Annotated in this window: 26 protein-coding genes, 1 pseudogene and 1 riboswitch; of the genes and pseudogenes, 6 read left to right on the top strand and 21 right to left on the bottom strand. The window is 71.1% G+C overall.

Annotated elements, in window-relative coordinates:
- Positions 1–22 precede the first annotated feature (22 nt).
- The 8 genes from D6270_RS32285 to D6270_RS32255 form a co-directional block, all read right to left on the bottom strand.
- Positions 23–1,672: an FAD-dependent oxidoreductase gene (locus D6270_RS32285; RefSeq protein ID WP_109162186.1), complete on the bottom strand. Its 1,650-nt coding sequence runs from the start codon at positions 1,670–1,672 to the stop codon at positions 23–25.
- Between the two features lie 61 nt (positions 1,673–1,733).
- Positions 1,734–2,648 carry an AurF N-oxygenase family protein gene (locus D6270_RS32280; RefSeq protein WP_109162187.1) on the bottom strand — a complete coding sequence of 305 codons (915 nt, stop codon included), beginning with the start codon at positions 2,646–2,648 and terminating at the stop codon, positions 1,734–1,736.
- Between the two features lie 329 nt (positions 2,649–2,977).
- Positions 2,978–4,126 (bottom strand): AI-2E family transporter, encoded by a 1,149-nt coding sequence (locus D6270_RS32275; RefSeq protein ID WP_109162188.1) that lies wholly within the window; start codon positions 4,124–4,126, stop codon positions 2,978–2,980.
- Between the two features lie 140 nt (positions 4,127–4,266).
- Positions 4,267–4,344 (bottom strand): 50S ribosomal protein bL37, encoded by a 78-nt coding sequence (locus D6270_RS34105; protein ID WP_370454205.1) that lies wholly within the window; start codon positions 4,342–4,344, stop codon positions 4,267–4,269.
- Between the two features lie 140 nt (positions 4,345–4,484).
- On the bottom strand, positions 4,485–4,913 hold the full coding sequence (locus D6270_RS32270) for a DUF4190 domain-containing protein (RefSeq protein ID WP_109162189.1): 429 nt from the start codon (positions 4,911–4,913) through the stop codon (positions 4,485–4,487).
- A gap of 93 nt (positions 4,914–5,006) precedes the next feature.
- Positions 5,007–5,570 carry a nitrobindin family protein gene (locus D6270_RS32265; protein WP_109162190.1) on the bottom strand — a complete coding sequence of 188 codons (564 nt, stop codon included), beginning with the start codon at positions 5,568–5,570 and terminating at the stop codon, positions 5,007–5,009.
- A gap of 77 nt (positions 5,571–5,647) precedes the next feature.
- Positions 5,648–5,866 carry an MbtH family protein gene (locus tag D6270_RS32260; RefSeq protein WP_109162191.1) on the bottom strand — a complete coding sequence of 73 codons (219 nt, stop codon included), beginning with the start codon at positions 5,864–5,866 and terminating at the stop codon, positions 5,648–5,650.
- Positions 5,867–6,004: 138 nt separating this feature from the next.
- Complete coding sequence (locus D6270_RS32255; RefSeq protein WP_109167183.1) at positions 6,005–6,886, bottom strand: siderophore-interacting protein; 882 nt, start codon at positions 6,884–6,886, stop codon at positions 6,005–6,007.
- A gap of 378 nt (positions 6,887–7,264) precedes the next feature.
- On the opposite strand from D6270_RS32255, the pseudogene D6270_RS34100 reads away from it, so the two are divergent.
- Positions 7,265–7,453 (top strand): annotated as a pseudogene (locus D6270_RS34100) (TetR family transcriptional regulator C-terminal domain-containing protein); the annotation flags it as partial.
- Between the two features lie 179 nt (positions 7,454–7,632).
- Here D6270_RS34100 and D6270_RS32250 read toward each other — a convergent pair.
- From D6270_RS32250 to D6270_RS32240, 3 genes are read right to left on the bottom strand one after another with little or no spacing between them, the layout of a single operon-like run.
- Complete coding sequence (locus tag D6270_RS32250; RefSeq protein ID WP_109162192.1) at positions 7,633–8,196, bottom strand: type 1 glutamine amidotransferase domain-containing protein; 564 nt, start codon at positions 8,194–8,196, stop codon at positions 7,633–7,635.
- 52 nt (positions 8,197–8,248) lie between these two features.
- Positions 8,249–9,340 carry a glutamate--cysteine ligase 2 gene (locus D6270_RS32245; protein WP_109162193.1) on the bottom strand — a complete coding sequence of 364 codons (1,092 nt, stop codon included), beginning with the start codon at positions 9,338–9,340 and terminating at the stop codon, positions 8,249–8,251.
- Between the two features lie 31 nt (positions 9,341–9,371).
- Entirely contained in the window at positions 9,372–9,599 is a 228-nt protein-coding gene (locus tag D6270_RS32240; protein ID WP_109162194.1) for a DUF5133 domain-containing protein, read from the bottom strand.
- Positions 9,600–9,817: 218 nt separating this feature from the next.
- Between D6270_RS32240 and D6270_RS32235 the strand changes: the two genes are divergently transcribed.
- Positions 9,818–10,069 (top strand): hypothetical protein, encoded by a 252-nt coding sequence (locus tag D6270_RS32235; protein ID WP_093687915.1) that lies wholly within the window; start codon positions 9,818–9,820, stop codon positions 10,067–10,069.
- A 69-nt stretch (positions 10,070–10,138) separates the two neighbouring features.
- Here D6270_RS32235 and D6270_RS32230 read toward each other — a convergent pair whose 3' ends face one another.
- The 8 genes from D6270_RS32230 to D6270_RS32195 all read right to left on the bottom strand — a co-directional run bounded on the left by D6270_RS32230 (position 10,139) and on the right by D6270_RS32195 (position 16,372).
- Positions 10,139–10,342, bottom strand: coding sequence for a cold-shock protein (locus tag D6270_RS32230; RefSeq protein WP_003964323.1), 204 nt, complete (start codon positions 10,340–10,342; stop codon positions 10,139–10,141).
- 233 nt (positions 10,343–10,575) lie between these two features.
- The gene (locus D6270_RS32225; protein WP_109162195.1) at positions 10,576–10,953 is read right to left on the bottom strand and encodes a DoxX family protein; all 378 of its coding nucleotides are present in this window, start codon (positions 10,951–10,953) and stop codon (positions 10,576–10,578) included.
- Positions 10,954–11,042: 89 nt separating this feature from the next.
- Positions 11,043–11,441 (bottom strand): DUF6221 family protein, encoded by a 399-nt coding sequence (locus D6270_RS32220; RefSeq protein ID WP_109162196.1) that lies wholly within the window; start codon positions 11,439–11,441, stop codon positions 11,043–11,045.
- A gap of 139 nt (positions 11,442–11,580) precedes the next feature.
- The gene (locus D6270_RS32215; protein ID WP_109162197.1) at positions 11,581–12,036 is read right to left on the bottom strand and encodes a VOC family protein; all 456 of its coding nucleotides are present in this window, start codon (positions 12,034–12,036) and stop codon (positions 11,581–11,583) included.
- Positions 12,020–13,645: an MFS transporter gene (locus D6270_RS32210; protein ID WP_225977013.1), complete on the bottom strand. Its 1,626-nt coding sequence runs from the start codon at positions 13,643–13,645 to the stop codon at positions 12,020–12,022. The genes D6270_RS32215 and D6270_RS32210 overlap by 17 nt, the downstream gene beginning before the upstream one ends.
- Positions 13,646–13,771: 126 nt before the next feature.
- Positions 13,772–14,782, bottom strand: a complete 1,011-nt coding sequence (locus tag D6270_RS32205) for an NAD(P)/FAD-dependent oxidoreductase (RefSeq protein ID WP_109162198.1) — start codon at positions 14,780–14,782, stop codon at positions 13,772–13,774.
- Positions 14,779–15,306 (bottom strand): isoprenylcysteine carboxyl methyltransferase family protein, encoded by a 528-nt coding sequence (locus D6270_RS32200; RefSeq protein WP_109162199.1) that lies wholly within the window; start codon positions 15,304–15,306, stop codon positions 14,779–14,781. The genes D6270_RS32205 and D6270_RS32200 overlap by 4 nt, the downstream gene beginning before the upstream one ends.
- A 13-nt stretch (positions 15,307–15,319) precedes the next feature.
- Complete coding sequence (locus D6270_RS32195) at positions 15,320–16,372, bottom strand: type III polyketide synthase (protein ID WP_109162200.1); 1,053 nt, start codon at positions 16,370–16,372, stop codon at positions 15,320–15,322.
- Positions 16,373–16,499: 127 nt separating this feature from the next.
- Here D6270_RS32195 and D6270_RS32190 point away from each other — a divergent pair, with 127 nt between their 5' ends.
- The 4 genes from D6270_RS32190 (at position 16,500) to D6270_RS32175 (ending at position 22,153) form a co-directional block, all read left to right on the top strand.
- Positions 16,500–17,360, top strand: coding sequence for a UbiA family prenyltransferase (locus D6270_RS32190; protein ID WP_109167184.1), 861 nt, complete (start codon positions 16,500–16,502; stop codon positions 17,358–17,360).
- A 164-nt stretch (positions 17,361–17,524) separates the two neighbouring features.
- Positions 17,525–20,476 (top strand): CARDB domain-containing protein, encoded by a 2,952-nt coding sequence (locus tag D6270_RS32185; protein WP_109162201.1) that lies wholly within the window; start codon positions 17,525–17,527, stop codon positions 20,474–20,476.
- A 121-nt stretch (positions 20,477–20,597) separates the two neighbouring features.
- The gene (locus tag D6270_RS32180; protein WP_109162202.1) at positions 20,598–21,677 is read left to right on the top strand and encodes an NAD(P)H-dependent amine dehydrogenase family protein; all 1,080 of its coding nucleotides are present in this window, start codon (positions 20,598–20,600) and stop codon (positions 21,675–21,677) included.
- Complete coding sequence (locus tag D6270_RS32175) at positions 21,674–22,153, top strand: carboxymuconolactone decarboxylase family protein (RefSeq protein WP_109162203.1); 480 nt, start codon at positions 21,674–21,676, stop codon at positions 22,151–22,153. The genes D6270_RS32180 and D6270_RS32175 overlap by 4 nt, the downstream gene beginning before the upstream one ends.
- A gap of 54 nt (positions 22,154–22,207) precedes the next feature.
- On the opposite strand, the gene D6270_RS32170 is transcribed toward D6270_RS32175, so the two are convergent.
- Together D6270_RS32170 and D6270_RS32165 are read right to left on the bottom strand one after the other, a co-directional pair.
- Positions 22,208–23,851, bottom strand: a complete 1,644-nt coding sequence (locus D6270_RS32170) for a GMC oxidoreductase (protein ID WP_202418552.1) — start codon at positions 23,849–23,851, stop codon at positions 22,208–22,210.
- Between the two features lie 146 nt (positions 23,852–23,997).
- On the bottom strand, positions 23,998–24,828 hold the full coding sequence (locus D6270_RS32165; protein ID WP_109162205.1) for a transglycosylase SLT domain-containing protein: 831 nt from the start codon (positions 24,826–24,828) through the stop codon (positions 23,998–24,000).
- Between the two features lie 3 nt (positions 24,829–24,831).
- Positions 24,832–25,022: riboswitch (cyclic di-AMP (ydaO/yuaA leader) on the bottom strand.
- Positions 25,023–25,375: the final 353 nt, after the last annotated feature.

Genomic DNA, 25,375 nt, shown 5'->3' with positions numbered 1-25,375 from the left:
CTCGGCTCTGTTCAGGGGTGGATCAGCCGGGCGTCTTCCAGCGGCGGCCCTTCGCAGCCGCGACCAGGGCGGGCACCGTGCCGAGCTTGACGCGCGGCCGGCCGTGCTCGCGGCCGCGAGCCGTCTCCGCCCGGTCGATGGCGGCCAGCCCCCGGGCGTCGACGACGTTCCGGCCACGGCCGCGCGCGAGGCGGCGGAAGGCCGTGGCCGGGTGGGCCGGGGAGGGCAGGGCACCCGCCACGGCGTCGGCCAGCAGCGTTCCGACGGTCTCGGCCGCGCAGGTCCGGTTGGCACCGATGCCGCCCGAGGGGCCGCGTTTGATCCAGCCGACGACGTACGTCCCCGCCATGCCGCTGACCCTGCCGCCCTCGTGCGGTACGGTCCCCGACGCCTCGTCGAAAGGCAGGCCCGGGACGGCCACACCCCGGTAGCCGATCGCCCGCAGCAGCAGGCCCGCCGGAATGTCCTGCTTGCCCGGCCCGGCCGTCACACGCACGGCAGTCAGGGCGTCCTCACCGACCCCCGCGACCGGGGCGGAGTGGAAGCGGAAGACGATACGGCGGCCGGGCCCGGGCGGCCGCGTCCAGTCAACCGCCCGGCGCTCCACGTCCCGCAGCAGGGCCGCCTTCGTACCCGGGGCCGCCGCGTCGATCGCGGCGCCGGTCCTGGGGTCGTGGTCGTCGACGACCAGGCCGACCCCCGGCAGGTGCTTCAGGGCGAGCAGCTCGGACGCGGTGCAGGCCGCCTCCTCGGGCCCGCGCCGCCCGAGCAGCACCACCTCACGGACCCGGGACGCCCGCAGCGCCGCGAGCGCGTGGTCGGCGATGTCGGTGGCGGCCAGCGCCTCCGGGTCCGTGACGAGGATGCGGGCGACATCGAGGGCGACGTTGCCGTTGCCGACGACGACCACGCGCTCCGCCGCCAGGGACACGGACCCGGGCGCCACCTCCGGGTGGGCGTTGTACCAGGAGACGAACGAGGTGGCCGAGGCGCTGCCGGGCAGGTCCTCCCCCGGGATGCCGAGCCGGCGGTCGGTGGAGGCGCCGACCGCGTAGATCACCGCGTCGTGGTGGGCGGCCAGCTCCCGGGCGGTGACGTCCCTGCCGACCTCGACGCCCAGATGCATCCGCACCCGGGGGTGGGAGTGGAAGCGGGCGAAGGTCTCGCCGACCTTCTTCGTCGCGGGGTGGTCGGGCGCCACGCCGTAGCGGACGAGGCCGCCCGCCACCGGAAGCCGGTCGACCAGGGTCACCTCGGCGTTGGTGTGCAGCAGCAGGTCCTCGGCCGCGTACATGCCGGCCGGTCCGGTGCCGACGACCGCCACCCGGATCGGGGCGAAGTCGGCGGGCAGACCGCGCTCGAAGGTGGGCTCACCCCAGGCGTGGAAGTTCGGCCCGGCGGGGGCGGGTCCGGGCTCCCGGCCCGCGAAGTAGGCCGCGTTGATGGCGGCGTACTCCTTCTGCGCCCCGAAGAGGCTGTCCACCGGGAAGATCGCGTCGACCGGGCAGGCGTCGGCGCAGGCCCCGCAGTCGATGCAGGTCTCCGGGTCGACGTAGAGCATCTCCGTGGACCCGAACGCCTGCTCCTCGGGGGTCGGGTGGATGCAGTTGACGGGGCAGACGGCGACGCAGGTGGCGTCGGAGCAGCAGGTCTGGGTGATGGCGTAGGTCATCTCGTCGTCTCGGGTCGTGGTGAGGGATCGGACCGGCCGCGGGGCCGTACCGCCGCCGCGGTCAGATCAGCGAGGCGCGCTTGTAGAAGAACAGCGCCGGCTTCGTCAGCAGCCGGGCCGAGGCCAGGAACTCCATCAGCCCCGAACAGCTGGACCGCATCAGCGACTTGTGGTGCTCGTTGGCCTTGGCCTCGGTCCGCGCCCGCCGGGAGTCCAGGCCCGCGTTGGCGTAGACGTCCCGGTTCACCATGCTGGTGACGATGTAGTACGAGGCGATCGCGACCACGATCGCGTTGAGCTGACGGCGGACGGCGCCCGCGTCCCGCAGCCGTTTGCGGGTCTCGGCGCGGGCGAACTTCATGTGCCGCGACTCCTCCACGACATGGATGTTGTTGATGGTGCGGACGAAGGGCGCCACCCGCTCGTCCCGCATCCAGTCGCGCTGCATCACGTCGAGGACTTCCTCGGCCACGAGTATCGCCGCGTACGCCGCCTCACCGAAGGCCAGGGTCTTGAAGGCGCGTCCCAGCTCCACCACGGGGCGGCGCGGCCGGTAGGCGGGGGCGCCGAGCTTGGCCGCGCCGCGGGCGAACATGATCGAGTGGCGGCACTCGTCGGCGACCTCGGTGAGCGCCCACTGGAACCGGGGGTCGGTGGGGTCCTTGGCGTACATGTCGCGGAGCACCATCTGCTGGAGGATCATCTCGAACCAGATGCCCGTGCTGGCGACGGAGGCCGCTTCCTGACGGGTGAGCGCCTTGCGCTGGGCGTCGGTGAGCTCGTTCCAGTACGCGGTGTTGTAGAGCGTGGACCACTCGGGGCTCGCCCCGTGGTGGTCCGGGTCGAGGGGGGTCTCCCAGTCCACCTCGGTGGCCGGGTCGTACGAGAGTTTGGCGGCCGAGTCCAGCAGCCGTCGGGCGACGTCCTGCTCGGCGAGCCGGTCCTGGTCCTCCGGCCGAACGGTGCTGCTTGACATGGTGCGGCTCCTTGACTCGAGAGATCGGCCCGGCGCCGCCCGGCCCGTCGCCCATCGCGTTCCCGCCCGATGAGATCGATGGCCGCCGAGCGCCGCCCCCGCTTGTTAGACGCTGCGTCTAGCAAGCTTATTAGACGCAAGGTATAGCAAGAGGGGAGTGCGGGCCTAGACCCGTGCGGAGAATCTGTACGAGCTCTCCACGACCCGGCCCGCCGCACGCCGGAAGCGGGCCACGGAGAACCGGCCCGCCTCGATGGTGCCGAGGCTGGCCGGTGCGGTCCAACAGCGCTGAGCGGTCAAGTACGCCGAGAGGAAAGGCTGTTACGGCGTCATGCGGGAACCGGGGTGTCGGACTCGGGGCCGCCCGGCACCGGTTCGGGCTCCGGAACCCGGTCCTGCTGCTCCGACCCCTCCCCCGGGTCGCTGAGCTGCTCGCGCAGATAGTTCCAGATCACGGCGATCAGCGCCGCCGCCGGTACCGCGAGCAGACTGCCCACGACGCCGGCCAGACTGCCGCCGAGCGTCACCGCCAGCAGGACCACCGCGGCGTGCAGACCGAGCCCCCGGCTCTGGATCATGGGCTGGAAGATGTTGCCCTCCAGTTGCTGCACCACGATGATGATCGCCAGCACGATCAGCGCGTCCGTCAGGCCGTTGGAGACCAGCGCGATGAGCACCGCGACGAAACCGGCGAAGACCGCGCCCACGATCGGTACGAACGCGGAGACGAACGTCAGCACCGCCAGCGGCAGCACAAGCGGAACGCCCAGGATCCACAGGCCGAGGCCGATGAAGACGGCGTCCAGCAGGCCGACGAAGGCCTGGGACCGCACGAACGAGCCCAGTGTGTTCCAGCACCGCTCGGCCACGACGGGGATGTCGGTGGCGAGGCGGCCGGGCAGCTGACGGGCGAGCCACGGAAGGAAACGCGGGCCGTCCTTGAGGAAGAAGAACATCAGGAAGAGGGCGAGAACGGCGGTGACGAGGCCGCTGAAGACCGTGCTGACCCCCGTGACCGCCGTGGTGACGACGCTGCCCGCGCTGTTCTCGATGCGATCGACCGCCGCGTCGAAAGCGCCGGTGATCTGGGCGTCGCTGATGTTCAGCGGCGGCCCGGCGGCCCAGTCGCGCAGCCTCCCGATACCTGCGACGACCCCGTCGGCGAGCTGGCCGGACTGGGAGGCCACCGGCACCGCGATCAGCGCGACGATGCCGCTGCCGACCAGGAGGAACAGCACGGTGACCAGGGCGGCGGCCGGCGCGGGCCGCCACCCGCGGTTGCGCAGGAAGCGGGCGATCGGCCAGGTCAGGGTGGTGAGGAGCAGACCCACTATGAGGGGCCACACCACCGACCACGTACGGCCCACGAGCCACAGGACGACGGCCGCCATCAACAGGACCAGCAGCAGTTCGAGCGAGACGCGCGCCGATCTACGGAGCGCGCCCGCGGTCTTTTCAGAGCTCAACGTGGCAGACATGGGCTCACCTTATGAGTGCTCGGGCCGCTCTCCCGCATTGCTGGTGCGACGGGCCGGAGCGGGCACCGTGGCGCCCGGCCCGGAGCAGGTCCGAGGGGCAGCACCGTGCGGTGCTGCCCCTCGGACCCCCGGACCTGGCCTCAGCTCTGCGGGCGCTTGCCGTGGTTGGCGCCGTTCTTGCGTCGGGCCTTCTTCTTACGACGTCGCTTCGAGGACATCGAACCCTCCTCTTCCCTCTGCTCGGTTGGGCACACATGATCCGCCGGACCGTGGGGTCCGGTGGTGAGGAATACCACTCCCCGCCCCTACCGTCACAAAATCGGGGCGCCGTCGCAAACCGCCGTCCCGCCGTTCGAGGTCACTTGAACAGGTTGTCGCCGAAGTCCTCCGCGCAGCGGTCCTCCTGGGCCTGGGTCTCGGCGCGGTCCACGCAGTCCTGGAGGTCCTGGAACGACTCGGAGTTGAAGAGGGATATACCGATGATGAGGACGACGACCGAGCCGATCAGCCCGAGCGCGCCGAGCACGGCACCGGTGATCGCCATGCCCTTGCGCGGAGCCTGCCCCCTACGGGCGCGGAGCGCCCCGAGGATGCCGAACACCAGGGCGAGCAGGCCGAGAAGGAGTCCCCCGACGACCGTCCAGAAGAAGAGGCAGGCGAGCAGGCCCAGGACGAGAGCGGTGACCGCGAAACCGTTGCCGCTGCTGGTGGGTTCCGGGGCGCCGTACTGGGTGTCGTACTGCCCTTGGTCCGCGTTCGGCTGCTGAGGGTAACTGGGCATGGACATCGGATATGAACTCCTTACCAAAAGTTGTCCTGTCCATATGCCCTACAAGAAACTCTGTATGCAAATCCGACCTATCCTGCGGCGTTCCCGGAGCTAGGGGTTCCGGAGCCAGGCCGGGCCGCACCGCCGGAGCTCCGCCGACAGGTGGTGTTGCAGTGGCTGTCCGACCGCCGCGAGGTCGTGGACGAACGTGAGGGTGTCCGCGCCGGTCAGGGTGTAGCGGCGGCGGGTGGCGTCGACCTGCTTGGCGGTGGGTGTGAGAGCCACTTCACGGGTGGCGAGGTCGACGGAGCCGTCGGCGGCCCGGCCGACCGCGATCTCCGCGATGCCGGTGGGCTGGGTGATGAGCGCTTCCACCCGCCCTTCCGGCTGGAGCCGCCACCAGCCGCCCTCCCGGGCCGACGGACGCAGCGGCCGCCCGTCGGCGTCGACCAACCAGGCGCGCGACGCATAGTGGAGGAAGGGGCGCCCGTCATGGCTGAAGGTGACCTCCTGCGCGTAGGCGAACGCACCCTCGATTGTCGGATACTCCCCCCGCCCACTCCCCGCCCAGGTGCCCAGCAGCCCGAGCACCGGCGCGAGGAGTGCGTGCGGCGCCGGCGCTTCGTCCGGCCCGAAGCCATCGGGGTACGGGTGGTGCGGGGCGTGCTGGGACATGGGGCGTGCTCCTGGGTCGCTGCCGGTTCTCGTGCCGGTGGCAGCCTAGGCGCATCGCCCCGCGCGGCGTGGGCGGCTCAGGCCGGGCCGGCGGCCAGGCTCTCCTTCAGGCTCCTGGGCCGCAGGTCGGTCCAGTTCCGCTCCACGTAGTCGAGGCAGGCCTGGCGGGTGTCCTCCGGGTGCGCCACGGTCCAGCCACCGGGCACCTCCGCGAAGGCGGGCCACAGGGAGTGCTGCCCCTCGTCGTTGACGAGCACCAGGTAGGTGCCGTTCTCGTCCTCGAACGGGTTGGTCACCGGTCCTCCTAGACCTTAGGTAAGGCTGTCTTTACTTCGACGGCAGCGACTCTACCCGCCCCGCCGTCCATGGAGTCCCCGAACGCGGCAACTCCCCTGCCCATCGGGAGCATTACCGCACGCGATCGGGGCGCGGCCTCAGAGTCCGAGGTCACTCAGGCGCGCTTCGTACCGGATGGTGAGGTCCTCCTCGTCGCCGACCGGGTTGTCCCAGAGGGCCACCAGCTCGGCGCGCACGGAGTCGGGCAGGGCCTCGTACCGCTCGTTCCAGCTGTCGGCGTCCGGGATCCAGTAGCCGACGACCTTGAACCGGGTGGCGGGCAGCCCCAGCTCCTTGCGGAGGTAACGGCGTACGGCACGCAGCGCGTTGGTCTCACCGGCGACCCAGACGTAGCCGCCGGTCATGTCCGTGCCGGGCGGGATCGCGGCGCTCACCAGCTCGGCCAGCCGGCTGGCTCCATGGCCGTTGCCGCCGTAGGTCCAGGTCACCTTGGTGCCGGGCAGCGGCTGGACGGCCTCGGGGCCGGGCAGTTCGACGACCGCACGGGTGGCTACCTCGTCCGGGGTGTTCTCCACCAGACGGGCCACGGCGGGCAGTCCGGTCTGGTCGGCGATCAGCACCTGCCAGGCGAGGTCGGCCGGAGGGCTGTAGAGGCCGGTGGGGTCGTTGACGCCGATGACGTCCCCGGGCCGCGCCCCGGCCACCCAGGTCGACGCCACCCCGTGGTCGTGCAGCACGAAGTCGACGTCGACCTCCCGGCTCTCGGGGCGCACCGCCCGCACGGTGTACGTACGCATCGGAGCGACGGGCCGGCCCTCCGGGGTCTCCCAGCCCTTCTCCGTCGTGAGGGGCAGGGACAGGTCGGTGCGGTCGGGGCCGTGCGGGAAGAAGAGGCGTATGTACTCGTCGCCGACCCCGGTGGACTCGAAGCCGGCGAGCCCCTCGCCGTGCAGCGTGACCCGGGTCATGGTCGCGGTGAGCGGCTGGACTCGGGCGACGACGGCTCGGTGGATCGTCATGGGCATGGCCCCTTCGTACGCGGCGGTCGACCTGTTCGCGAGGGCGACAGGACGCGGATACGGCCATCGGACACCGCCACGGGCGACGGGTGCGCCACCGGGACGGGCTTCGGCGCGCGCGGAGGCGGCCGTCCGGCCCGGAGCGCTCACCATCAGGGCAGCTCCGATTGACTTAGGTCAGCCTAACCTTCTCTGGCCCCTTCTTCGATACCACCTCGGGGCTACTGCCCGATACCGGCCGGAGCACCACGGTCCTGGACTACCGGGCCGCCATCACCGCGCTCCACCAGCGGTGCGGCACCTTCGAGGCGTGCTGGCGCACTCCCTGGGGGGCGATCGGGTCGTTCTTCGCACGCGAACACGGCGACCGTCCGGAAGGTGGTGACCATCAGCGGGGTGGCATCCAGCCCGGCGCCGTTCTCCGTGCCCCGCGCGGCGCCGGCGACCGTCCGCGCCCGCTGGTCCGCCTACGTGGAGGAGACCGTGTCCGGGGCGCGCGCGGCCGGCGAGATCGCGGAGGACACGGACGTCCCGCAGCTCGCCTTCGAGATCGCCACGCTGCTGGAGCCGGCCAACACCCCATCCGTCCCGCACAACGAGTGCAGCAGCCCGCAGCCTCTTTCCGGGGACCGCGCGCACGTCCCGGCCGGTACGTGCGCGGTGGCCCTCCTGCCTCCCGCACCCGCGGACGCGGACACGCCGACGGCCCCCGCCGCGGTACGCGAACGGGGGCCGTCGGATGCGCGTCAGGACTCGGTGAGCACCGCGTCGATCTGGCGCAGGAAGTCCTTCAGGTCATCGGGCGTCCGCGAGGTGATCAGCGGCCAGCCGCCCTCGTCGTCCCGGACCACCGACTTGTCGACCCAGGAGGCGCCGGCGTTGGTGAGGTCGGTCTTGAGGGAGGCGTACGACGTCAGGGTCTTGCCCTGGACGTAGCCGCCCTCGATCAGCGCCCACGGACCGTGGCAGATCGCCGCGACGGGCCGGCCGGACGCCGCGAACGAGCTGACGATCCGGGTGGTGGCGTCCTGGAGGCGCAGCGTGTCGGCGTTGAGCGTGCCGCCGGGGACGAGCAGGAGGTCGTACGCGGCGGGGTCGACGTCCGTCAGCGTGAGGTCGGGCCGCACCGTGTCGCCGGGGTCGCGGTCGCCCACGAGGGTGCGGATGTCGTCGTCGGAGACCGCCGCCACGCTCACCTGGGCTCCGTTGTCGCGCAGATGCTTCACGGGGACGACGAGTTCGTCCTGCTCCACCCCGTAGTTGGTGACGATCGCCAGGATCCGGCGGTTGCCGAGATCGGTGGTGGCCATGTGCTGCTCCTTTCCTCACAGGTCGTGCGGTCGTGTCGTCGGTCGGTCGCTCTCAGCCCCCCGTGATGCGGACGCATTCCGCGACGGTGTCGCGGAGGCTCCCGGTCCGCTCCAGGATCTCGCGCTGGACCCTGGCCCCGTTGCCGCGCCGCTCCAGGGCGGCCAGCGCCTTCTGCGCGGCCTTGAGGTCGCCGCTGTCCTCCAGGGCGTCCCGCACATGGGTCACCAGCGCCTGGAGCACATCGGCCGCGGGCTCGGGCCGTAGGGTCCCGGGGTGGATCAGCCGGTCCTCCAGACCCGACCGGGCCGCCTGCCAGGACGCCACCCGCAGCAGAGTCACGTCGGTGTCCAGGGCGGGCTTCCCGGCCCGCCACTCCCGCGCCGCCGTCTCCACCAGCGCGCGCACCAGTGTGGCCAGCAGCACGGTGTCCGCCGGGTCGAGGCAGACGTCGGCGATCCTGACTTCCACTGTGGGGTAGCTGTCCGAGAGGCGCGCGTCGAAGTAGACCATCCCCGCGTCCTTGAGCACGCCGGTGCCGACGAGGGCCTTCACCTGCTCGTGGTACCGCTCGGCGGAGCCGTGCAGCCCCACCGGCCCGGCCGAGGGCCACCTGCCCCACACCCGGCTGCGGTAGCTGGCGTACCGGGTGTCCTGCGCCTGCCAGAAGGGGGAGTTGCCGCTCAGGGCCAGCAGGACGGGCAGCCAGCCGCGCACCCGGTCGAGTACGGCGACGCCCTCCTCGTCCGACTCGACCGAGACATGTACGTGGCAGCCGCAGGTCAGCTGCTCCTGGGCGGTCAGCCCGTAGCGCTCGGCCATCCAGTCGTACCGCTCGCCCGTCCCGATGGTGGGGCTGACCGGCAGCGGCGAGGTCGCCAGGGCCGCGACCGACGCCCCCGCGTCGGCGGCGTGGCGGATCGCCTCGGCGCGCCGGCGGTGCACCGCGTCGGCGATCTCGTCCATCTCGCGGCAGGGATGCGTGGCGAACTCCAGCTGCTGGCGGTGCAGCTCCGGCTCGAAGGCCGACTCCCCTTCCGCTTCCCTCTCGGCGAGGGCCAGCACGGCGGTGGAGAGGGCACGCGCCTCCCCGCTCTCCGGGTCGACCAGCAGCAGCTCTTCTTCCACGCCTACGGTCCGCACCATAGCGCCCACCCCTTCGTTCTTCATCCGGCGATCAGGCAGAGAGGACGGAGTCGTCCTGGGGGCGGGCCCCCGGCAGCCGGTGCCGGGCGGCGACCAGCGCGCTGTCGACATCGCCCGTGCCCGTGGAGACGCACAGGGTGTAGGCCACGTCGTCCATGCGCTGCCGTGCCTCGGTGGAGCCGCTCTCCGCGTGCAGCAGGCGCAGGGTCTCGTACTGCTCGACCAGGTTGCGCAGCACGGTGGGGTGGGCCATCAGCATGCGGGGGATCCTTCCGCGGGATCATTCGTGTGAATGTCGTGTGCCCGGCTTGTGCGCTCGGGCACAGCCCCGGGTACCCCGGCCGGGGCGACCCATACCTCCGTGTGGGAAGTCTCCCCCGGCCCCGCCTGCGGTGAATCGATCGGTCCGCAAGGGGTACCCAGCAGGACGGACGCCCCGCCCCGGGCACTTCCGGGGCAGCACGGAAGGAAGCTCTCATGACCGACCGCAGGCCGGAAGGCACCGCCTATACCGGGGCTTCCGGCAGCCCGCCCCCCGTACCGGCGGATCTGCCGGACCAGCAGCACCAGGAGGGCGAGGACGCCCTCGACATACCGATTCCGGACCGGGTCGCCCGCGAGAGCGGCGACCGGCCCGATCCGGACGAGGCGGGTTCCGGCCGGGACGAGCCGCGCAACGCCGGCGCGCACCCCGAGGAGCACCCGACACCGGACGAGTCCACGGGGTAGCCGGCGCCGGACGCACCGGGCCCCCAGGACGCATGGCGTCCTGGGGGCCCGGTGGTTGTTCGACCCGGATCAGGCGGTGGTGATGTTCTCCGCCTGCGGGCCCTTCTGGCCCTGGGTGATGTCGAAGGTCACCGCCTGGCCTTCCTGGAGCTCACGGAAGCCGGTGGAGTTGATGTTGGAGTAGTGCGCGAAGACGTCGGGGCCGCCGCCGTCCTGCGCGATGAAGCCGAAGCCCTTTTCCGAGTTGAACCACTTGACGGTTCCGCTGGCCATGCCTGTACCTCTCAGCAGTAAACGGATCCGCACCGCGCGGACCCGGAGGTGATCGCCCTGGTTCTCAGGCACTGCACAGCAAAACGCCCGCGCCAGGCGCGGGCAGGTACTGCGAACCACGACATCTTCCGGCGACGCTACACGGCGGGATCACTCCTCACCAGAGAGCAACGCCATTTTGCTGTGGATCTTCCTCCGGGCAGGTGGCTCGAACCCCACCGACTGCGCCCCCTTCAGGGTGTGTCGGCACCCCGGGCGACGCTCTGCGCCCACAGGACCAGCGGCAGCTGGAGGGGCAGCCTGGCCAGGGCGGCAACCCGCTGCGGCCGGGGCCGGTCCCGCCAGTCCACGGCCATCTGGACATTGGCCGGAAACACCCCGACGAAGAACCCCGCGGTCGCCCGGGCGGCGGCGCCCCGCGTCCGGGGGTGGGCGATCCCGGCGGCCAGGGCGAGTTCGACCACTCCGCTCGCGTACGTCCACGTCCGGGGCGCTCCGGGCAGGATGCGGGGCACGGTGGCGTCGAACGCCTTCGGGACGGCGAAGTGGAGCACCGCCGCTCCCGCCATGAGTCCGGCGAGCGGGAGGGGCGAACGGGTCCGGCGGGACATGGGGACTCCTCGGTTCGTCAGATGGTCCGGGAACTCGACTTACTTGTCAGTAAGTTACCGGCTCCCGGCGCCCTCGTCCCCCCTTCCCGCTACTGGATGAACCGGGGCAGCCACCGCGCCTGGTAGTCCGGATGCCCGGCGTACTCGGCGGCCAGCTGGCGTACGGCGAAGCCCAGGCCCACCGCCCGGCCGGAGCGGAAGTCCTGGGCCGGGCGGTCGGTGTCCAGCTCGGCGACCTCGACGTACTCCCCCAGCAGCACCCGGTGCGTCTCGATCCGCTCCAGGGTGCGGGCGGGGTCCTGGAGGGCGATGTGGTGGTCGAATCCCTGGTCCCGGACCGTGAACGCGACGCCTCCCCTGCGGTCGTGGACCTCGCCGGGCACATCCGCCGGACACCGCCACCGGTCCCCGCCGGCAGCCAGGGCGACCTGCTCCTCATCGGCGAGACGCGCCTGCACGAAGGCCACCATGTCTGTGTTGCCGGCCATTGGATGCTGCTCCCTCGTGTTCATGGATCACTGCGGTGATACGGGGAGCATTGTGGTGGACCGGGGCGGCGCGATCCACCGCGGCAGGCGGTGCGGGCCCCGGTGGGCGGGTGTGCGAGCGGCCAAGGGGACGAGCGGGTCAGTCCGCCGTCTCCCCGGCCCCCTTCGCGGCCAGACCGGCCAGGACCTGGTGCAGGGGCTCGGTCAGCCGGCGGCGGTACTCCTGCACGGCCCAGCCGTTGCCGTCCGGGTCGGTGAAGTACAGGAACGTGGCCCCGTCCTCGGGGGCGTACCGCTGGGGCTCGGAGACCTCCACCCCTCGGGCGGCGAGCTCCGCGTGGGCGGCGTCGATGTCGGTGACGCAGAGCTGGAGGCCGTGGTACGTGCCCGGCTGGGGGTCTCCCGTCGGGTTGGGCACGCCGTCGGTCAGGGCGATGGAGCAGCCCGAGCCGGGCGGGGTGAGCTGGACGACGCGTGCGCCGGGCATCACCTCGCCGTCGATGTCGACGTGGAAGCCGAGCTTGTCCCGGTAGAAGTCACGGGCCCGGTCCAGGTCGGTCACCGGGAGCACGATCACTTCAAGGGTCCAGTCCATGGCCGTGGGGACCTTTCGTCGTGTCGTCGGCCGACGCGGAGGTGTCGTCGGTCGTGTCCGGCAGCGTCTCACCGGGGGTCGCGCCGCCCTGGAGGCGGGCCAGGTCGGAGGGGCGGACCTGGATGACGAAGAGGGCGACGAGGGCGGCGAGGACGGCAAAGCAGGCCGCGACGACGAAGGCGCTGGACACTCCGGCCGTGAGGACCTCGTTGCCCCAGGGCGGTGGCAGCTCCTGTGTCCTGCCGAACTGGAGCTTCTGGGCCGGGGTGGCCTCTTGCATGAAGCGCGGCAGCTGGTCGGTGAACTCGTGGCGGCTGGCCGTACCGAACATGGTCACCAGGATCGACAGCCCGAGGGAACCGCCGACCTGCTGGGTCGCGTTGAGGATGCCGGACGCCGCACCCGCCTCCCTCGGCGCCACCCCCGACACCGCCATCAGCGTCAGCGAGACGAACTGCATGCCCATACCGAAGCCGAAGACGAGCATGGGGCCGAGGATGGAGCCGAGATACGTGCTGTGGACGTCGGTCAGCGTGAGCCATCCGAGGCCGGTGGCGGCCAGCAGCGCACCCGTCACCATGAAGGGTTTCGGCCCCCATCGGGGCAGCAGCTGGGAGGCCAGGCCGGCACTGACCGCGATGATGACGCTGACCGGGAGGAAGGCGAGTCCGGCCCGCAGCGGGCTGAAGCCGAGCACGTTCTGCACGAACAGCGTCAGGAAGAAGAACATCCCGAAGATCGCTGCGGACAGACTCAGCATCATCGCGTAGGTTCCGGCGCGGTTGCGGTCGCGGAACATCCACAGCGGAGTGATCGGCTGCCGGGAGCGGGTCTCGATGGAGATGAAGAGGGCCAGGAGCACGAGCGCGGCGGCGAAGGAACCGAGGGTGAGCGGATCGGTCCAGCCGTCCTCGGACGCGCGGATGAAGCCGTAGACGAGCAGCACCATGCCGGCCGTGGAGGTGAGGGCGCCGACGACGTCGAAGTGGCCCGGGTGGCGTTCGGACTCGCGGATGTAGCGGGGGGTGGCGAAGGCGATGAGCAGTCCGATGGGCACGTTCACGAAGAGGACCCACCGCCAGTCCAGCCATTCGACCAGCATCCCGCCCGCCAGTAGCCCGATCGCGCTACCGCCCGCCGAGACCGCGGCGAACACGCCGAACGCCCGGTTGCGTTCGGGGCCCTCGCGGAAGGTGGTGGTGATCAGCGACAGGGCGGTCGGCGAGGCGATGGCGCCGCCGACGCCCTGGAGCGAGCGCGCGGCCAGCAGCTGCCAGGACTCCTGGGAGAGCCCGCCGAGCAGCGAGGCGAGCACGAAGAGCAGCACGCCGAAGATGAAGACGCGGCGGCGCCCGAGAATGTCACCGAGCCGGCCGCCGAGCAGCAGCAGTCCGCCGAAGGTCAGCGTGTAGGCGTTGACCACCCAGGACAGGTTCTCGGTGGAGAAGCCCAGGGCCGTCTGCATGTGCGGGAGGGCGATGTTGACGATGGTGACGTCGAGAACCACCATCAGCTGGCACGAGGCGATGACGAGAAGTGCCAGTCCGCTGCCCCGGCCCCGTTCGTCGGGCCGGGCGGTCGTGCCGGGTGTCGCGTCGGAGCCCGTCATAGTGGGTTCGTCTCTCGTTCCGAGGGCGATACGCCCCGTCGGGGCGGTCGGTCTCTCCGTCGGCCGGATGAACGCGGGCGTTCACCGGACCGACGTTATTCCCGAACCCCCCGGCTCGCCATTCGATCACTGCAACGCGTGGACCGCCGCCCGGAAGAGGGCCGGTAGGCGATGGGCCGCCGTGACGATGTTCCGGCGCGATACGGGGTGGCCCGCGGCGCCCAGCAGGGCCTGGGTGAGGAGCCGGTAGCGGCGGGTCGCCCTGGCCCACCGCGCCGGGTACTCCTCGGGGCGTCCGGCGGCCAGACAGCCGACGGCGGCCGTCGCGGTGGCCACGGCGAGGGCGATGCCCTCCCCGGTCAGCGCGTCGGTGTACCCCGCCGCGTCGCCGACCAGCAGGACGCGCCCGGCCCGTGGCCCCCGGGCACGCTGCCGGAGCGGGCCCGCCCCGCGTACGGGGGTGGCGTGCGGGCCGAGCCGGGCGGCCAGGGCCGGGAAGTCGGCCAGGTGGTGCTCGTACGGGCGGCGGTCGCGGCTGAGTACGGCGACGCCCACCAGGTGGTCTCCCACGGGGGTCACGTACGCCTCGCCGTGCGGCGACCAGTGCACCTCGACCAGGTCGGTCCAGGGGGCGGTGCGGTAGTGGCGGCGCAGCCCGTAGCGACCGGGGCCGGGGGCGGGGTGGTCGAGGCCGAGGGCGCGCCGCAGGGGTGAGTGCAGCCCGTCGGCGGCGATGAGCCAGCGGGCGGTGAGACCGGCGGCGGTGACGGTCCGCTCGTCCTGGCGGACCTCCCGGACCTTGCCTTCCACGATGCGTACGCCGAGGGCTCGCGCCCGCTCGTGCAGGGCCGCGTGCAGGGCGGTGCGGCGTACGCCTAGCCCGTACGCGCCGCGGAACCGCGCCTCCGCGCTCCGCCGCCCGTCGGTGTACCGGATGCCGCGCAGGGGGTGTCCGTCCGGGTGTACGCCGAGGCGGTGGAGGGCCGCGAGGCCCCCGGGCATGATGCCCTCACCGCAGGCCTTGTCGACGGGGGCGGGGCGGGGTTCGACGACCACCGCCTCCAGGCCCGCCTGGGCGGCCCGGATCGCGGCGGCCAGACCGGCCGGGCCGCCGCCCGCGACCAGGATGTCGATCACGCCCGCGCTTCCGCCGCCGGGAGGCGGGCCAGCGCCTCGTCCTCGCAGTGGATCCGGACGGCCATGAGGACGGCGTTGAGCAGGGTGAAGACCATCGCGGTCACCCACGCCCCGTGGACCAGGGGCAGCGCGATGCCTTCGGCGGCGACGGCGACGTAGTTCGGGTGGCGCAGCCACCGGTAGGGGCCGCCGGTGACCAGGGGCAGGCCGGGGACGACGATGACGCGGGTGTTCCACCGGGGCCCGAGCGTGGTGATGCACCACCAGCGCAGCGCCTGCGCCGCGACGACGACGGCGGCCATGGTCCAGCCGGGGACGGGCAGGAAGGGGCGGTCGGCGTAGTGGGCCTCGGCCAGGCAGCCGGCCAGCAGGCCGGTGTGCAGGACGACCATCGCCGGGTAGTGGCCGCCGCCCGCCTCGGTCCCGCCGCGGGCCAGGCTCCAGCGGGTGTTGCGGCGGGCGACGGCGAGTTCGGCGAGGCGTTCGCCGGCGACGGCGAGCACCAGGGCGGTGTACCAGATCATGGGCCGTACCTTCCTACCAGCGCAGCAGCACCAGTTCGCAGCAGAAGCCCGGGCCCATGGCCAGCAGGACTCCGGGGGTGCCCGGTTCGGGGCGGCGGTGTTCGATGGTGTCCCGCAGGACGTGCAGGACCGAGGACGAGGAGAGGTTGCCGACGTCGGCCAGCGAGCGCCAGGTGACGTCGAGTGCCCCCTCGGGCAGGTCGAGGACCTCGGTGACGGTCTCCAGGACCTTGGGGCCACCGGGGTGGCAGACCCAGTGGGCGATGTCCTTCGGCTTGAGACCGTGCTCGTCGAGGAACTCCCGTACGTCGTCGGCGAGATACCGGCGTACGACATCGGGCACGGCCGGATCGAGGACCACGCTGAACCCGGTGGAACCGATGGACCAGCCCATCACATGCTCGGTCTCCGGGTACATCCGGCTGCGGGTGGCGACGATCTCGGGCCCGGTGACGGCCCGGCGTCCGCCGAGGGCGACCACCGCGGCCGCCCCGTCGCCGAACAGGGCGGTGGCCACCAGGTTGGCGGGGGTCACGTCCTGGCGCTGGAAGGTGAGCGAGCAGAGTTCGACGGAGAGCAGCACGGCCACGTCGTCGGGCCGGCCGAGCAGGTAGTCGTGGATCCGGGCCACCCCGGCGGCTCCTGCGACGCAGCCGAGGCCGAAGACCGGCAGCCGTTTCACATCGGAGCGCAGGCCGAGGCGGGCCACCAGCCGGGCGTCGACGGAGGGGGCGGCGATGCCGGTGACGGAGGTGAACATCAGCAGGTCGACATCGGTGGGGCGCAGCCCCGCAGCGCGCAGGGCGCCGCGTACGGCATGGCCGCCGAGGTCGACGGCCGAGCGGATGAACACGTCGTTGGCGGCGCCGAAGCCGTCCAGGTCGCGGTAGCCGTCGAGGGGGAGCGCGGTGTGCCGTGCGCGGACGCGGGCGTTCTCGTGGAGCCGGTCCAGGAGACGGCGGTCGGCACCGGGCGGCAGACAGGTCTCGGCCACCATGTCGGTGACCTCGCGCTGGGTGTGGCGGTGGGGCGGCAGGGCCCCGTGGACCGCGGCGATCCGGGTCATTGCGGCTCCTGCGTCGGGGGCGTCATTGCCCCATCCTGACCGTAAAGTCCGGAGAATCCCGGTAAGGGACCCGCGCGGCCACCGTATTGACGGGCCGACAGGTCTCTACGATCGCCCGATGGGTGCCATGGACGGGGCAAGGGCGTCGGTGTCGGCGGTCCGGTGGCCGGGCCGCGTGGCGGGGCTGGCGCTGGCCTGCCATCCGGGGCCGGTGGTCGCGGTGACCGCACTGGCCTGCGCCCTCGCGGTCGGGGTGGGCCTCCCCCCGGCACGGCTCGCCCTGGCCGGGGTGGCGGTGCTGACCGGGCAGCTCTCGGTGGGCTGGTGCAACGACGCGTACGACGCGGGGCGCGATGCCCGGGCCGGACGCCGGGGGAAACCGGTCGCCGACGGTGCGGTCTCCGTGCGCGCGGTGTGGCGTGCGGCGGCGGTCGCGCTCGCCCTGTGCGTACCGCTCTCCCTGGCCTGCGGTCTTCTCGCCGGTACGGTGCACCTGGCCGCGGTCGCCGCCGCCTGGCTCTACAACCTGCAGCTCAAGGCGACGGCGCTCTCCTGGGTTCCGTATGCCGCCGGGTTCGCCGCGCTCCCCTCCCTGGTGACGCTCACCCTGCCCGACGCCCCCTGGCCCCGGTGGTGGACGGTCACGGCGGGGGCGCTGCTGGGGTGCGCGGCGCATCTGGGCGACACCCTCCCGGACATCGAGGCGGACCGGGCCGCGGGTATCCGGGGGCTGCCGCACCGGCTCGGCCCGGCGGGGACACGGCTGCTGCTGCCGGTGCCACTGCTGGCGGCCACGGGCGTCCTGGTGCTGGGCCCGCCCGGCCCGGTGGACGCCGGGTCCCTGACCGTGCTCGCCCTCGCCGGTGCGGCGGCGCTGCTGGGTCCCGTGCTCGGCCGGCGGTGGCACAAGGCCGCGCTGGCGGGAGCGGTGATCGTGGCGGCGGCGGACCTGGCACTCCTCTTGGCGCGCGGCACGGCGCTCTCCTGAACCACGCACCGGGGAACGTCTTCTGACGGGACGTCACTCAGCATGCCCTCATGACGTGAGCATGCGAGAACCGTTGACAAATCAGAAACAGACCAGAAATCTATCAACTGCTGTTTGCAAAACATTGACTGCATGGCTCAAATACCGTGGAAGCAGAGGACAGCATGAGATGGAAACGGCTCAGCGAAAGATCGATCACCGGCCTGCTCATAGCGGGGCTCGTCACCGTCGGACTGCTTCCCGTCCAGGCGGCAGCGGCTGAGGCGACCGACCTGGCCCGGGGCAAGACCGTCACGGCCAGCGGATCGCACGGCGGCTTCCCCGTCGTCAACGCCAACGACGGCCAGGTGAACACCTACTGGGAGTCGAACGGACACCCCTCGAACCTCACGGTGAAGCTCGGCGCCGACGCGGACCTCCAGTCCGTGGTGATCAAGCTCAACCCGGATCCGATCTGGGGCACCAGGACCCAGGAGTTCCAGGTGCTCGGCCGGACGCAGAGCGGCACCAGCTTCACCTCGCTCAAGGCCCGGGCCGGCTATGTGTTCAACCCGGCCACCAACCAGAACACGGTGACGGTCCCGGTCAGTGGCCGGGCCGCCGATCTCCAGCTCCAGTTCTTCTCCAACACCGGGGCGCCCGGGGCCCAGGTCGCCGAGATCCAGATCCTCGGGACACCGGCGCCCAACCCGGACCTGACCGTGAGCGCCCTGTCCTGGTCGCCCTCGACCCCCTCCGAGAGCGACACCATCACGGTCAACGGGACCGTCCGCAACATCGGCTCCGCCGCCTCGGCCGCGACCACGGTCGATGTGAGCCTGGGCGGTGTGGTCGTGGGCAGCGCCCCGGTCGGCGCGCTCGCCGCGGGGGCCTCCGCGGCCTTCTCGGTCCCGGTCGGCAAGCGGCCGCAGGGCTCGTACACCGTCTCCGCGCTGGTGGACCCGGCCGACACGGTCATCGAGTCGGACAACACCAACAACAGCCGCACCACCGCCTCCCCGCTGGTGGTCGGCCAGAGCCCCGGCCCCGACCTGGAGGTCCGCTCGATCACCTCCAGCCCGTCCAACCCGGCCGTCGGCGCTGCGGTCACCTTCACCGTGGCCGTGCACAACCGCGGCACCACCGCGGTGAGCGCGGGAACGGTCACCCGGCTGACCGTGGGCTCCACCACGCTCAACGGCACCACCCCGGCCGTCCCGGCGGGCGCCACGGTGAACGTGCCCATCAGCGGCAGCTGGACGGCGACCAGCGGCGGGGCCACCCTGACCGCCACGGCCGACGCGACGAACCTGGTCGCGGAGACCAACGAGACCAACAACGCGCTCGCCCGCTCCATCGTCGTCGGGCGCGGCGCGGCGGTGCCCTACACGGAGTACGAGGCGGAGGACGCCAGATACCAGGGCACGCTGCTCACGTCGGACGCCGAGCGGACCTTCGGCCACACCAACTTCGCCACCGAGTCCTCCGGGCGTAAGTCGGTGCGGCTCAACTCCACCGGTGAGTACGTGGAGTTCACCTCGACCAACGCGTCGAACTCCATCGTCGTACGCAACTCCATCCCGGACGCGGCGGGCGGTGGCGGCCGTCAGGCGACCATCAGCCTCTACGCGAACGGCCAGTTCGTGCGCAAGCTGGACCTCTCCTCCAAGCACAGCTGGCTGTACGGCAACACCGACAGCCCGGAGGGGCTCACCAACACCCCCGGCGGCGATGCGCGGCGGCTGTTCGACGAGTCGCACGCGCTGCTCGCCCAGACCTACCCGGCGGGCACCAAGTTCCGGCTCCAGCGGGACGCGGGCGACAACGCCGCGTTCTACATCATCGACCTGATCGACCTGGAGCAGGTCGCCCCGCCCACCGCCCAGCCCTCGGGCTGTGTCTCCATCACGCAGTACGGCGCGGTGCCCAACGACGGCATCGACGACACCGCCGCCATCCAGCGCGCGGTGACCGCCAACCAGAACGGCCAGATCAGCTGCGTCTGGATCCCGGCGGGCCAGTGGCGCCAGGAGCAGAAGATCCTCACCGACGACCCGCTGGACCGGGGCCAGTGGAACCAGGTGGGGATCCGTGACGTGACGATCCGGGGTGCGGGCATGTGGCACTCCCAGCTCTACACGCTGACCCCGCCGCACGAGGCGGGCGGGATCAACCACCCGCACGAGGGCAACTTCGGCTTCGACATCGACGAGAACACGAAGATCTCCGACATCGCGATCTTCGGCTCCGGTACGATCCGCGGCGGTGACGGCAACCATGAGGGCGGCGTCGCGCTCAACGGCCGGTTCGGCAAGAACACGAAGATCAGCAACGTCTGGATCGAGCATGCCAACGTGGCCGTCTGGGCGGGCCGCGACTTCGACAACATCCCCGCTCTGTGGAACCCGGGCGACGGCGTCGAGTTCACCGGGATGCGGATCCGCAACACGTACGCCGACGGCATCAACTTCGCCAACGGCACCCGCAATTCGACCGTGTACAACTCCTCGTTCCGCAACACCGGCGACGACGCGCTCGCCGTCTGGTCCAGCAAGTACGTCAAGGACCAGTCCGTCGACATCGGCCACGACAACAGCTTCCGCAACAACACGATCCAGCTGCCCTGGCGCGCCAACGGCATCGCGATCTACGGCGGTTACGGCAACAAGATCGAGAACAACATCATCGCCGACACCATGAACTACCCGGCCATCATGCTGGCGACCGACCACGACCCGTTGCCCTTCTCCGGGCAGACGTTGATCGCCAACAACGCGCTGTACCGCACCGGCGGGGCCTTCTGGAACGAGGACCAGGAGTTCGGCGCGATCACGCTCTTCCCGCAGAACCTGCCCATCCCCGGTGTCACGATCCGCGACACCGACATCATCGACTCCACCTACGACGGCATCCAGTTCAAGACGGGTGGCGGCCTGATGCCGGACGTGAAGATCCAGAACGTCCGGATCGACAAGTCCAACAACGGCTCCGGCATCCTCGCGATGGGCGGCGCACGCGGCAACGCCACGCTGACCAACGTGACCATCACCAACTCGCGCGACGGCCATGTGCTGATCGAGCCCGGCTCGCAGTTCACCATCAGCGGCAGCCCGACCGGCGCACGCGCCAAGCAGTAGTTCCTGCTGTACGTCGCCGGGCCGGCGGTCATCCGCCGGCCCGGCGACGCCCTTTCCCACGGCCCGAACTCACCCCGTCACGGCTCTGGGAAGTGCGAGGTCCGGCCGCTACCCTCCGCGCATGATTCCCACGGTTGTCTGGGGTACCGGCAACGTCGGCCGCGCGGCGATCCGCGCCGTCGAGGCCCATCCGGCACTGACACTCACCGCCGTCCTCGTCCACGATCCCGCCAAGGTCGGCCGCGACGCGGGCGAGCTGGGCGCACTCGGCCGCACGCTCGGCATCGCGGCCACCGACGGCATCGCCGCCGTCCTGGCCGGCCGCCCCCGGGCGGTGGTCTACGCGGCCTCCGGCGACATCCGCCCCGACGACGCCCTCACCGACATCGGCCGGGCGATCCGGGCCGGAGCGGTCGTCGTCACGCCCTCCCTCTATCCCCTCTACGACCAGCGCAACGCCCCGCCGGAACTGCGGGACCCCGTCCTGGCCGCAGTCGCGGAGGGCGGTGGCTCCCTCTTCGTCTCCGGGGTCGACCCCGGCTGGGGCAACGACGTCCTGCCGCTGCTGGTCAGCGGTCTGGGCACCGAGGTGGACGTGATCCGCTGCCAGGAGATCTTCGACTACTCCACGTACGAGCAGGAGGAGTCGGTACGCCACCTGATCGGCATGGGCCACCCGCTGGACTACCAGCCGCTGATGCTGGCGGAGACGGTACCGACGATGGTGTGGGGCGGTCAGATCCGGCTGATGGCCCGGGCGCTGGGCGTCGAACTGGACGAGATCCGCGAGACGCTGGACCGCCGGGCGCTGGAGACGCCGGTGACCACCCGCACGATGGGCGAGTTCGCGGCGGGCACCCAGGGCGCGGTCCGGTTCGAGGTCCAGGGCATCGTGGGCGGGGAACCCCGCATCGTGATCGAACACATCACCCGTATCCACCCCTCGTGCGCACCGGACTGGCCCTCCCCGCCCGACGGCGTGGGCGCGCACCGCGTGGTGATCGAGGGCCGCCCCCGTATCGAGGTGACGGTCGAGGCCTCCGACGAGGGCGAGAACCGGTCGGCGGGCGGCAACGCCACGGCGGTCGGGCGGCTCGTCTCGGCCATCGACTGGCTGGTGGACGCCGAACCGGGCCTGTACGACGCACTCGATGTCCCGCTGCGGCCCGCCGTCGGCAGGCTGGGAAGGAGACCCGCATGATCATCGACATCCCGGAGGGCCAGGAGCCCATCGGTTACGTATGGGGGGAGATGGTCCCCGGCATCGGCGTGGCCGCCGCCACGTTCTCGATGTCCGTGTACGAGCACACGACGCTGGGTCTAAGGGAGTTCGAGGCGGCGCGGCTGCGGATCGCGCAGGTCAACGGGTGCCTGTTCTGCCTGGACTGGCGGACCGAGCGGGACGGGGAGAAGGTCGAGGAGGAGTTCGCGCAGGCGGTGACCGAGTGGCGTACGACAGCCGCCTTCGACGTGCGGACCAGGCTGGCGGCGGAGTACGCGGAGCGGTACGCGCTGGACCACCACGGTCTCGACGACGCCTTCTGGAAGCGGATGACCGCGCACTACAGCCAGGTGGAGATCGTGGAGCTGTCGATGAGCATCGGCTCCTGGCTCGCGTTCGGGCGGCTCAACCATGTGCTGGGGATCGACGCGGTGTGCGTGCTGCCGGGTCACTGACGGAGTCCGGGGCCGCCGGGTTGGCACTCCCGGCCCCGGGCTCTCCGTACGCCCCTACAGATCAGTGGCGATGATGCGCTCGATGTTGCGCTCGGCGAGCGCGGTGATCGTGACGAACGGGTTGACGCTGGTGTTGCCGGGGATCAGGGCGCCGTCGATGACGTACAGGCCCGGGTAGCCGTGCAGCCGGCCGTAGTTGTCGGTGGCCTTGTTCAGGACCGCGCCGCCCAGGGGGTGGTAGGTGAGGTGGTCGCCCCAGATCTTGTAGGTGCCGAAGAGGTCCGTGCGGTAGATCGTCCCCTCCTTCTTGTTGATCTTGTCGAAGATAGTCTTCGCGGCGTCGATGGACGGCTGCTTCCACGCCGTCTGCCAGCTCAGTTCGGGCCGGCCCGCCGCCGCGTTCCAGGTGAACTCGGCCCGGTGGGGGTTCTTGGTGATCGAGAGGTAGAACGACGCCCAGGTCTCGATCCCGGTGGGCAGCGGAGCGACTTCGGCGAACGCTCCGCCGGCGTCCCAGTTGTCGATGCCGCCGGTGGGGATCGACGCCTGCACCTTCCCTGTCGGGTCCCAGAGGTGGTTGGCGCGGCCGCACATGACGTTGCCGTTGTCGCCCCAGCCCTTGCCGATCTCGCTGTTGAGGCCGGGCAGGGCGCCGGTGGCCTTCAGGCCGACGAGCAGCTTGCTGGTGCCGACGCTGCCCGCCGCGAAGAAGACCTTGTCCGCCGTGACGGTCTTGGTGACGGTGGTGCGGCCGGTGGTGTCCAGCTGGTCGATGAGGACCGTGTAGCCGCCGCCCGAGGCCGGGGAGACGCGGGTGACCTTGTGCAGCGGGGAGATGGTGACCCGGCCGGTGGCCCTGATCCGGTCGATGTAGGTCTTCTGGAGCGACTTCTTGCCGTAGTTGTTGCCGTAGAGGATCTCGGCGTCCAGCGCTGACTTCGGTACGGTCCCGGCGGCCTCCTGCTTCATGTAGTCCCAGTCGTACACGGCGGGCACGAAGAGGAAGGGGAAGCCCGAGCGCTGCGCGTGCTTCCGGCCGACCCGGGCGTACTGGTAGCAGTCGACGCCGTCGAACCACGCGGGGTCGATGGTGGAGACGCCGAGGTCGGCGTTGGCGCGCGGGTAGTACGTGCTGTACATCTCCGCGGCGTTCACCGACGGGAGGATGGCGGCGAAGTTCTCCCGCTTGGGCGTGACGGCCATGCCGCCGTTGACCAGCGACCCGCCTCCGACTCCGCGCCCCTGGTAGACGGTGATGCCGGCGAACTCCTCGGCGTCCAGGATCCCGGTGTAGCGGTTGACGTTCTTGTCGATCGGGAAGCCGAGGAAGTTGCTCAGGGGCTGCTTGGTACTGGTCCGCAGCCAGAAGGAGCGGTCGTCCGGCTTGGTGGTGTTGGCGAAGATCTTGCCGTCCGCGCCGGGGGTGTCCCAGGCCATGCCCATCTCGACCATGTGGACGTCCGTGCCTGCCTGGGCGAGCCGGAGGGCGGCCACCGAGCCGCCGTAGCCGGTCCCGACGACCAGCACCGGCACATGGGCTCCGGAGCCGATGGCGGCCGCTGCCGCACGGGGTGCGGCCCAGACCGGGGTGGTGGGCCCGGCGAGCGCCGCGACCCCGAGAAGAGAACCTGTTCCAGTGATGAACCTTCGACGTGATACACCCTTGGGGGCGTTGTCGTGCGGGGTAGTGTCGTTCATGTGACATCCCTCACTCTCGACAGAGTGCAACAGGTTCTACTGGCGATCGCGCGGTAAGTCACTAGAAACTTGGTGGTAACTTCCCGGTACACCGGAGGGGCCCCGGACCAGGCGGTCCGGGGCCCCTCCGTCTGTGCGTACGGGGATCAGTAGGCGCCGAAGACGTTGTCGATCGACCCGTACCGGTCCGCGGCGTAGTTGCACGCGGCGGTGATGTTGGCGACCGGGTCGTAGCTGTCGGTCGAGGTGCCCGGCACGTGGTACGCCTGGAACGTCGGGTCGATGACCTGGAGGAGCCCCTTCGACGGGGTGCCCTTCACCGCGTTGGAGTCCCAGTTGTTGATGGCGTTCGGGTTGCCGGAGGACTCGCGGATGATGTTGCGGTGGATGCCCTCGTAGGTGCCGGGGATGCCGTGCTGGGCCATGACGGCCAGCGACTCCCTGATCCAGCCATCGAGGTCGTTGGTGTACGTGGCGGGAGCGGCGGCGGCCGGAGCGGCGGCGGGGGCCGCCGTGGTGCGCTCCGAGCGGTCGGCGCGCTCGCCCGGCGCGGTGCGGGCGGCCGCCTCGGAAGCCTTGCTCGCCTTGGCGTCTGACGGGGCGGCAGCCTTGGCGCCGATGGTCAGCGTGATACCGGGGTGAATAAGGTGCGGGTTCTCGCCGACGACCTTGCGGTTGCCTTCGTACAGCTTCTTCCAGCCGCCGCTCACGGAATGCTCACGGGCGATCTTGGCAAGCGTTTCGCCGGACACCACGGAATGCTTGACGGCCGCGGCCTTCGTCACGGAATTCGCCTGGGCGGTCACGGAGACGGGAACCACCGCCTTTTCCGCGGCGACGGAGTGCGCGGGAGCGGCGGACGCGGTGGTGGCGCCGAGCACCGGCAGGGCCAGAACGGCTCCACCCGTGGTCACGGCCGCGATGCCACGGCTCAGCGAGACGGACTTGGGACGGCGGTGCTTACCCTGTGCGGGCATGGGGAATTTCCTCTCCGGCGCCTACGAGGTGAGCTGTCGGGTTCAGACGGGAGATGTCTGGCCGCACGGACATGCGACTTCACCCCTAGCCGTTCCGGATACCGGACCGGCGGCTTACCTGGGTCCCCCGCTCCTGCCGTACGTGAGTGGGTTTCGGTTTCCCGGACGGCGGCAGGATTCGGCGTTCCATCCGGATTGAGCGTGACCGTAGGCGAAAAGCGACGGACAGAACAAGCCCCGAATTACGGATGACCTTTCTCCGCAAGATCGAATTCAGGAATTCCCGGATCCGGCCGTTCCGCCGCGTCGTCAACTTTCTTCGCACAGAAGGGAACCGGACCCTCCACTTCTGCGTCCGCACCCCCGGACGTGACGCTCACCACTTCGCACAGAGGTGGCCGAAACGGCTGCGGTCAAAATAACCCAAGAGGCCCAATAGCTCCTTTATGGAAGAGAAGAGCAAAAGGCCGAAATCACCCATACCGAACAGCAGAAACGGACTTATCGGGCGGTTCCGTAGGCCGGGTCGGGGTCCTCGCCGGGCCAG

Origin of the sequence: Streptomyces griseus subsp. griseus (assembly GCF_003610995.1) — a bacterium.
Classification (GTDB): Bacteria; Actinomycetota; Actinomycetes; order Streptomycetales; family Streptomycetaceae; genus Streptomyces.
The sequence above is the reverse complement of the archived record's forward strand: the minus strand, read 5'-3'. Positions and strand labels throughout refer to the sequence as shown.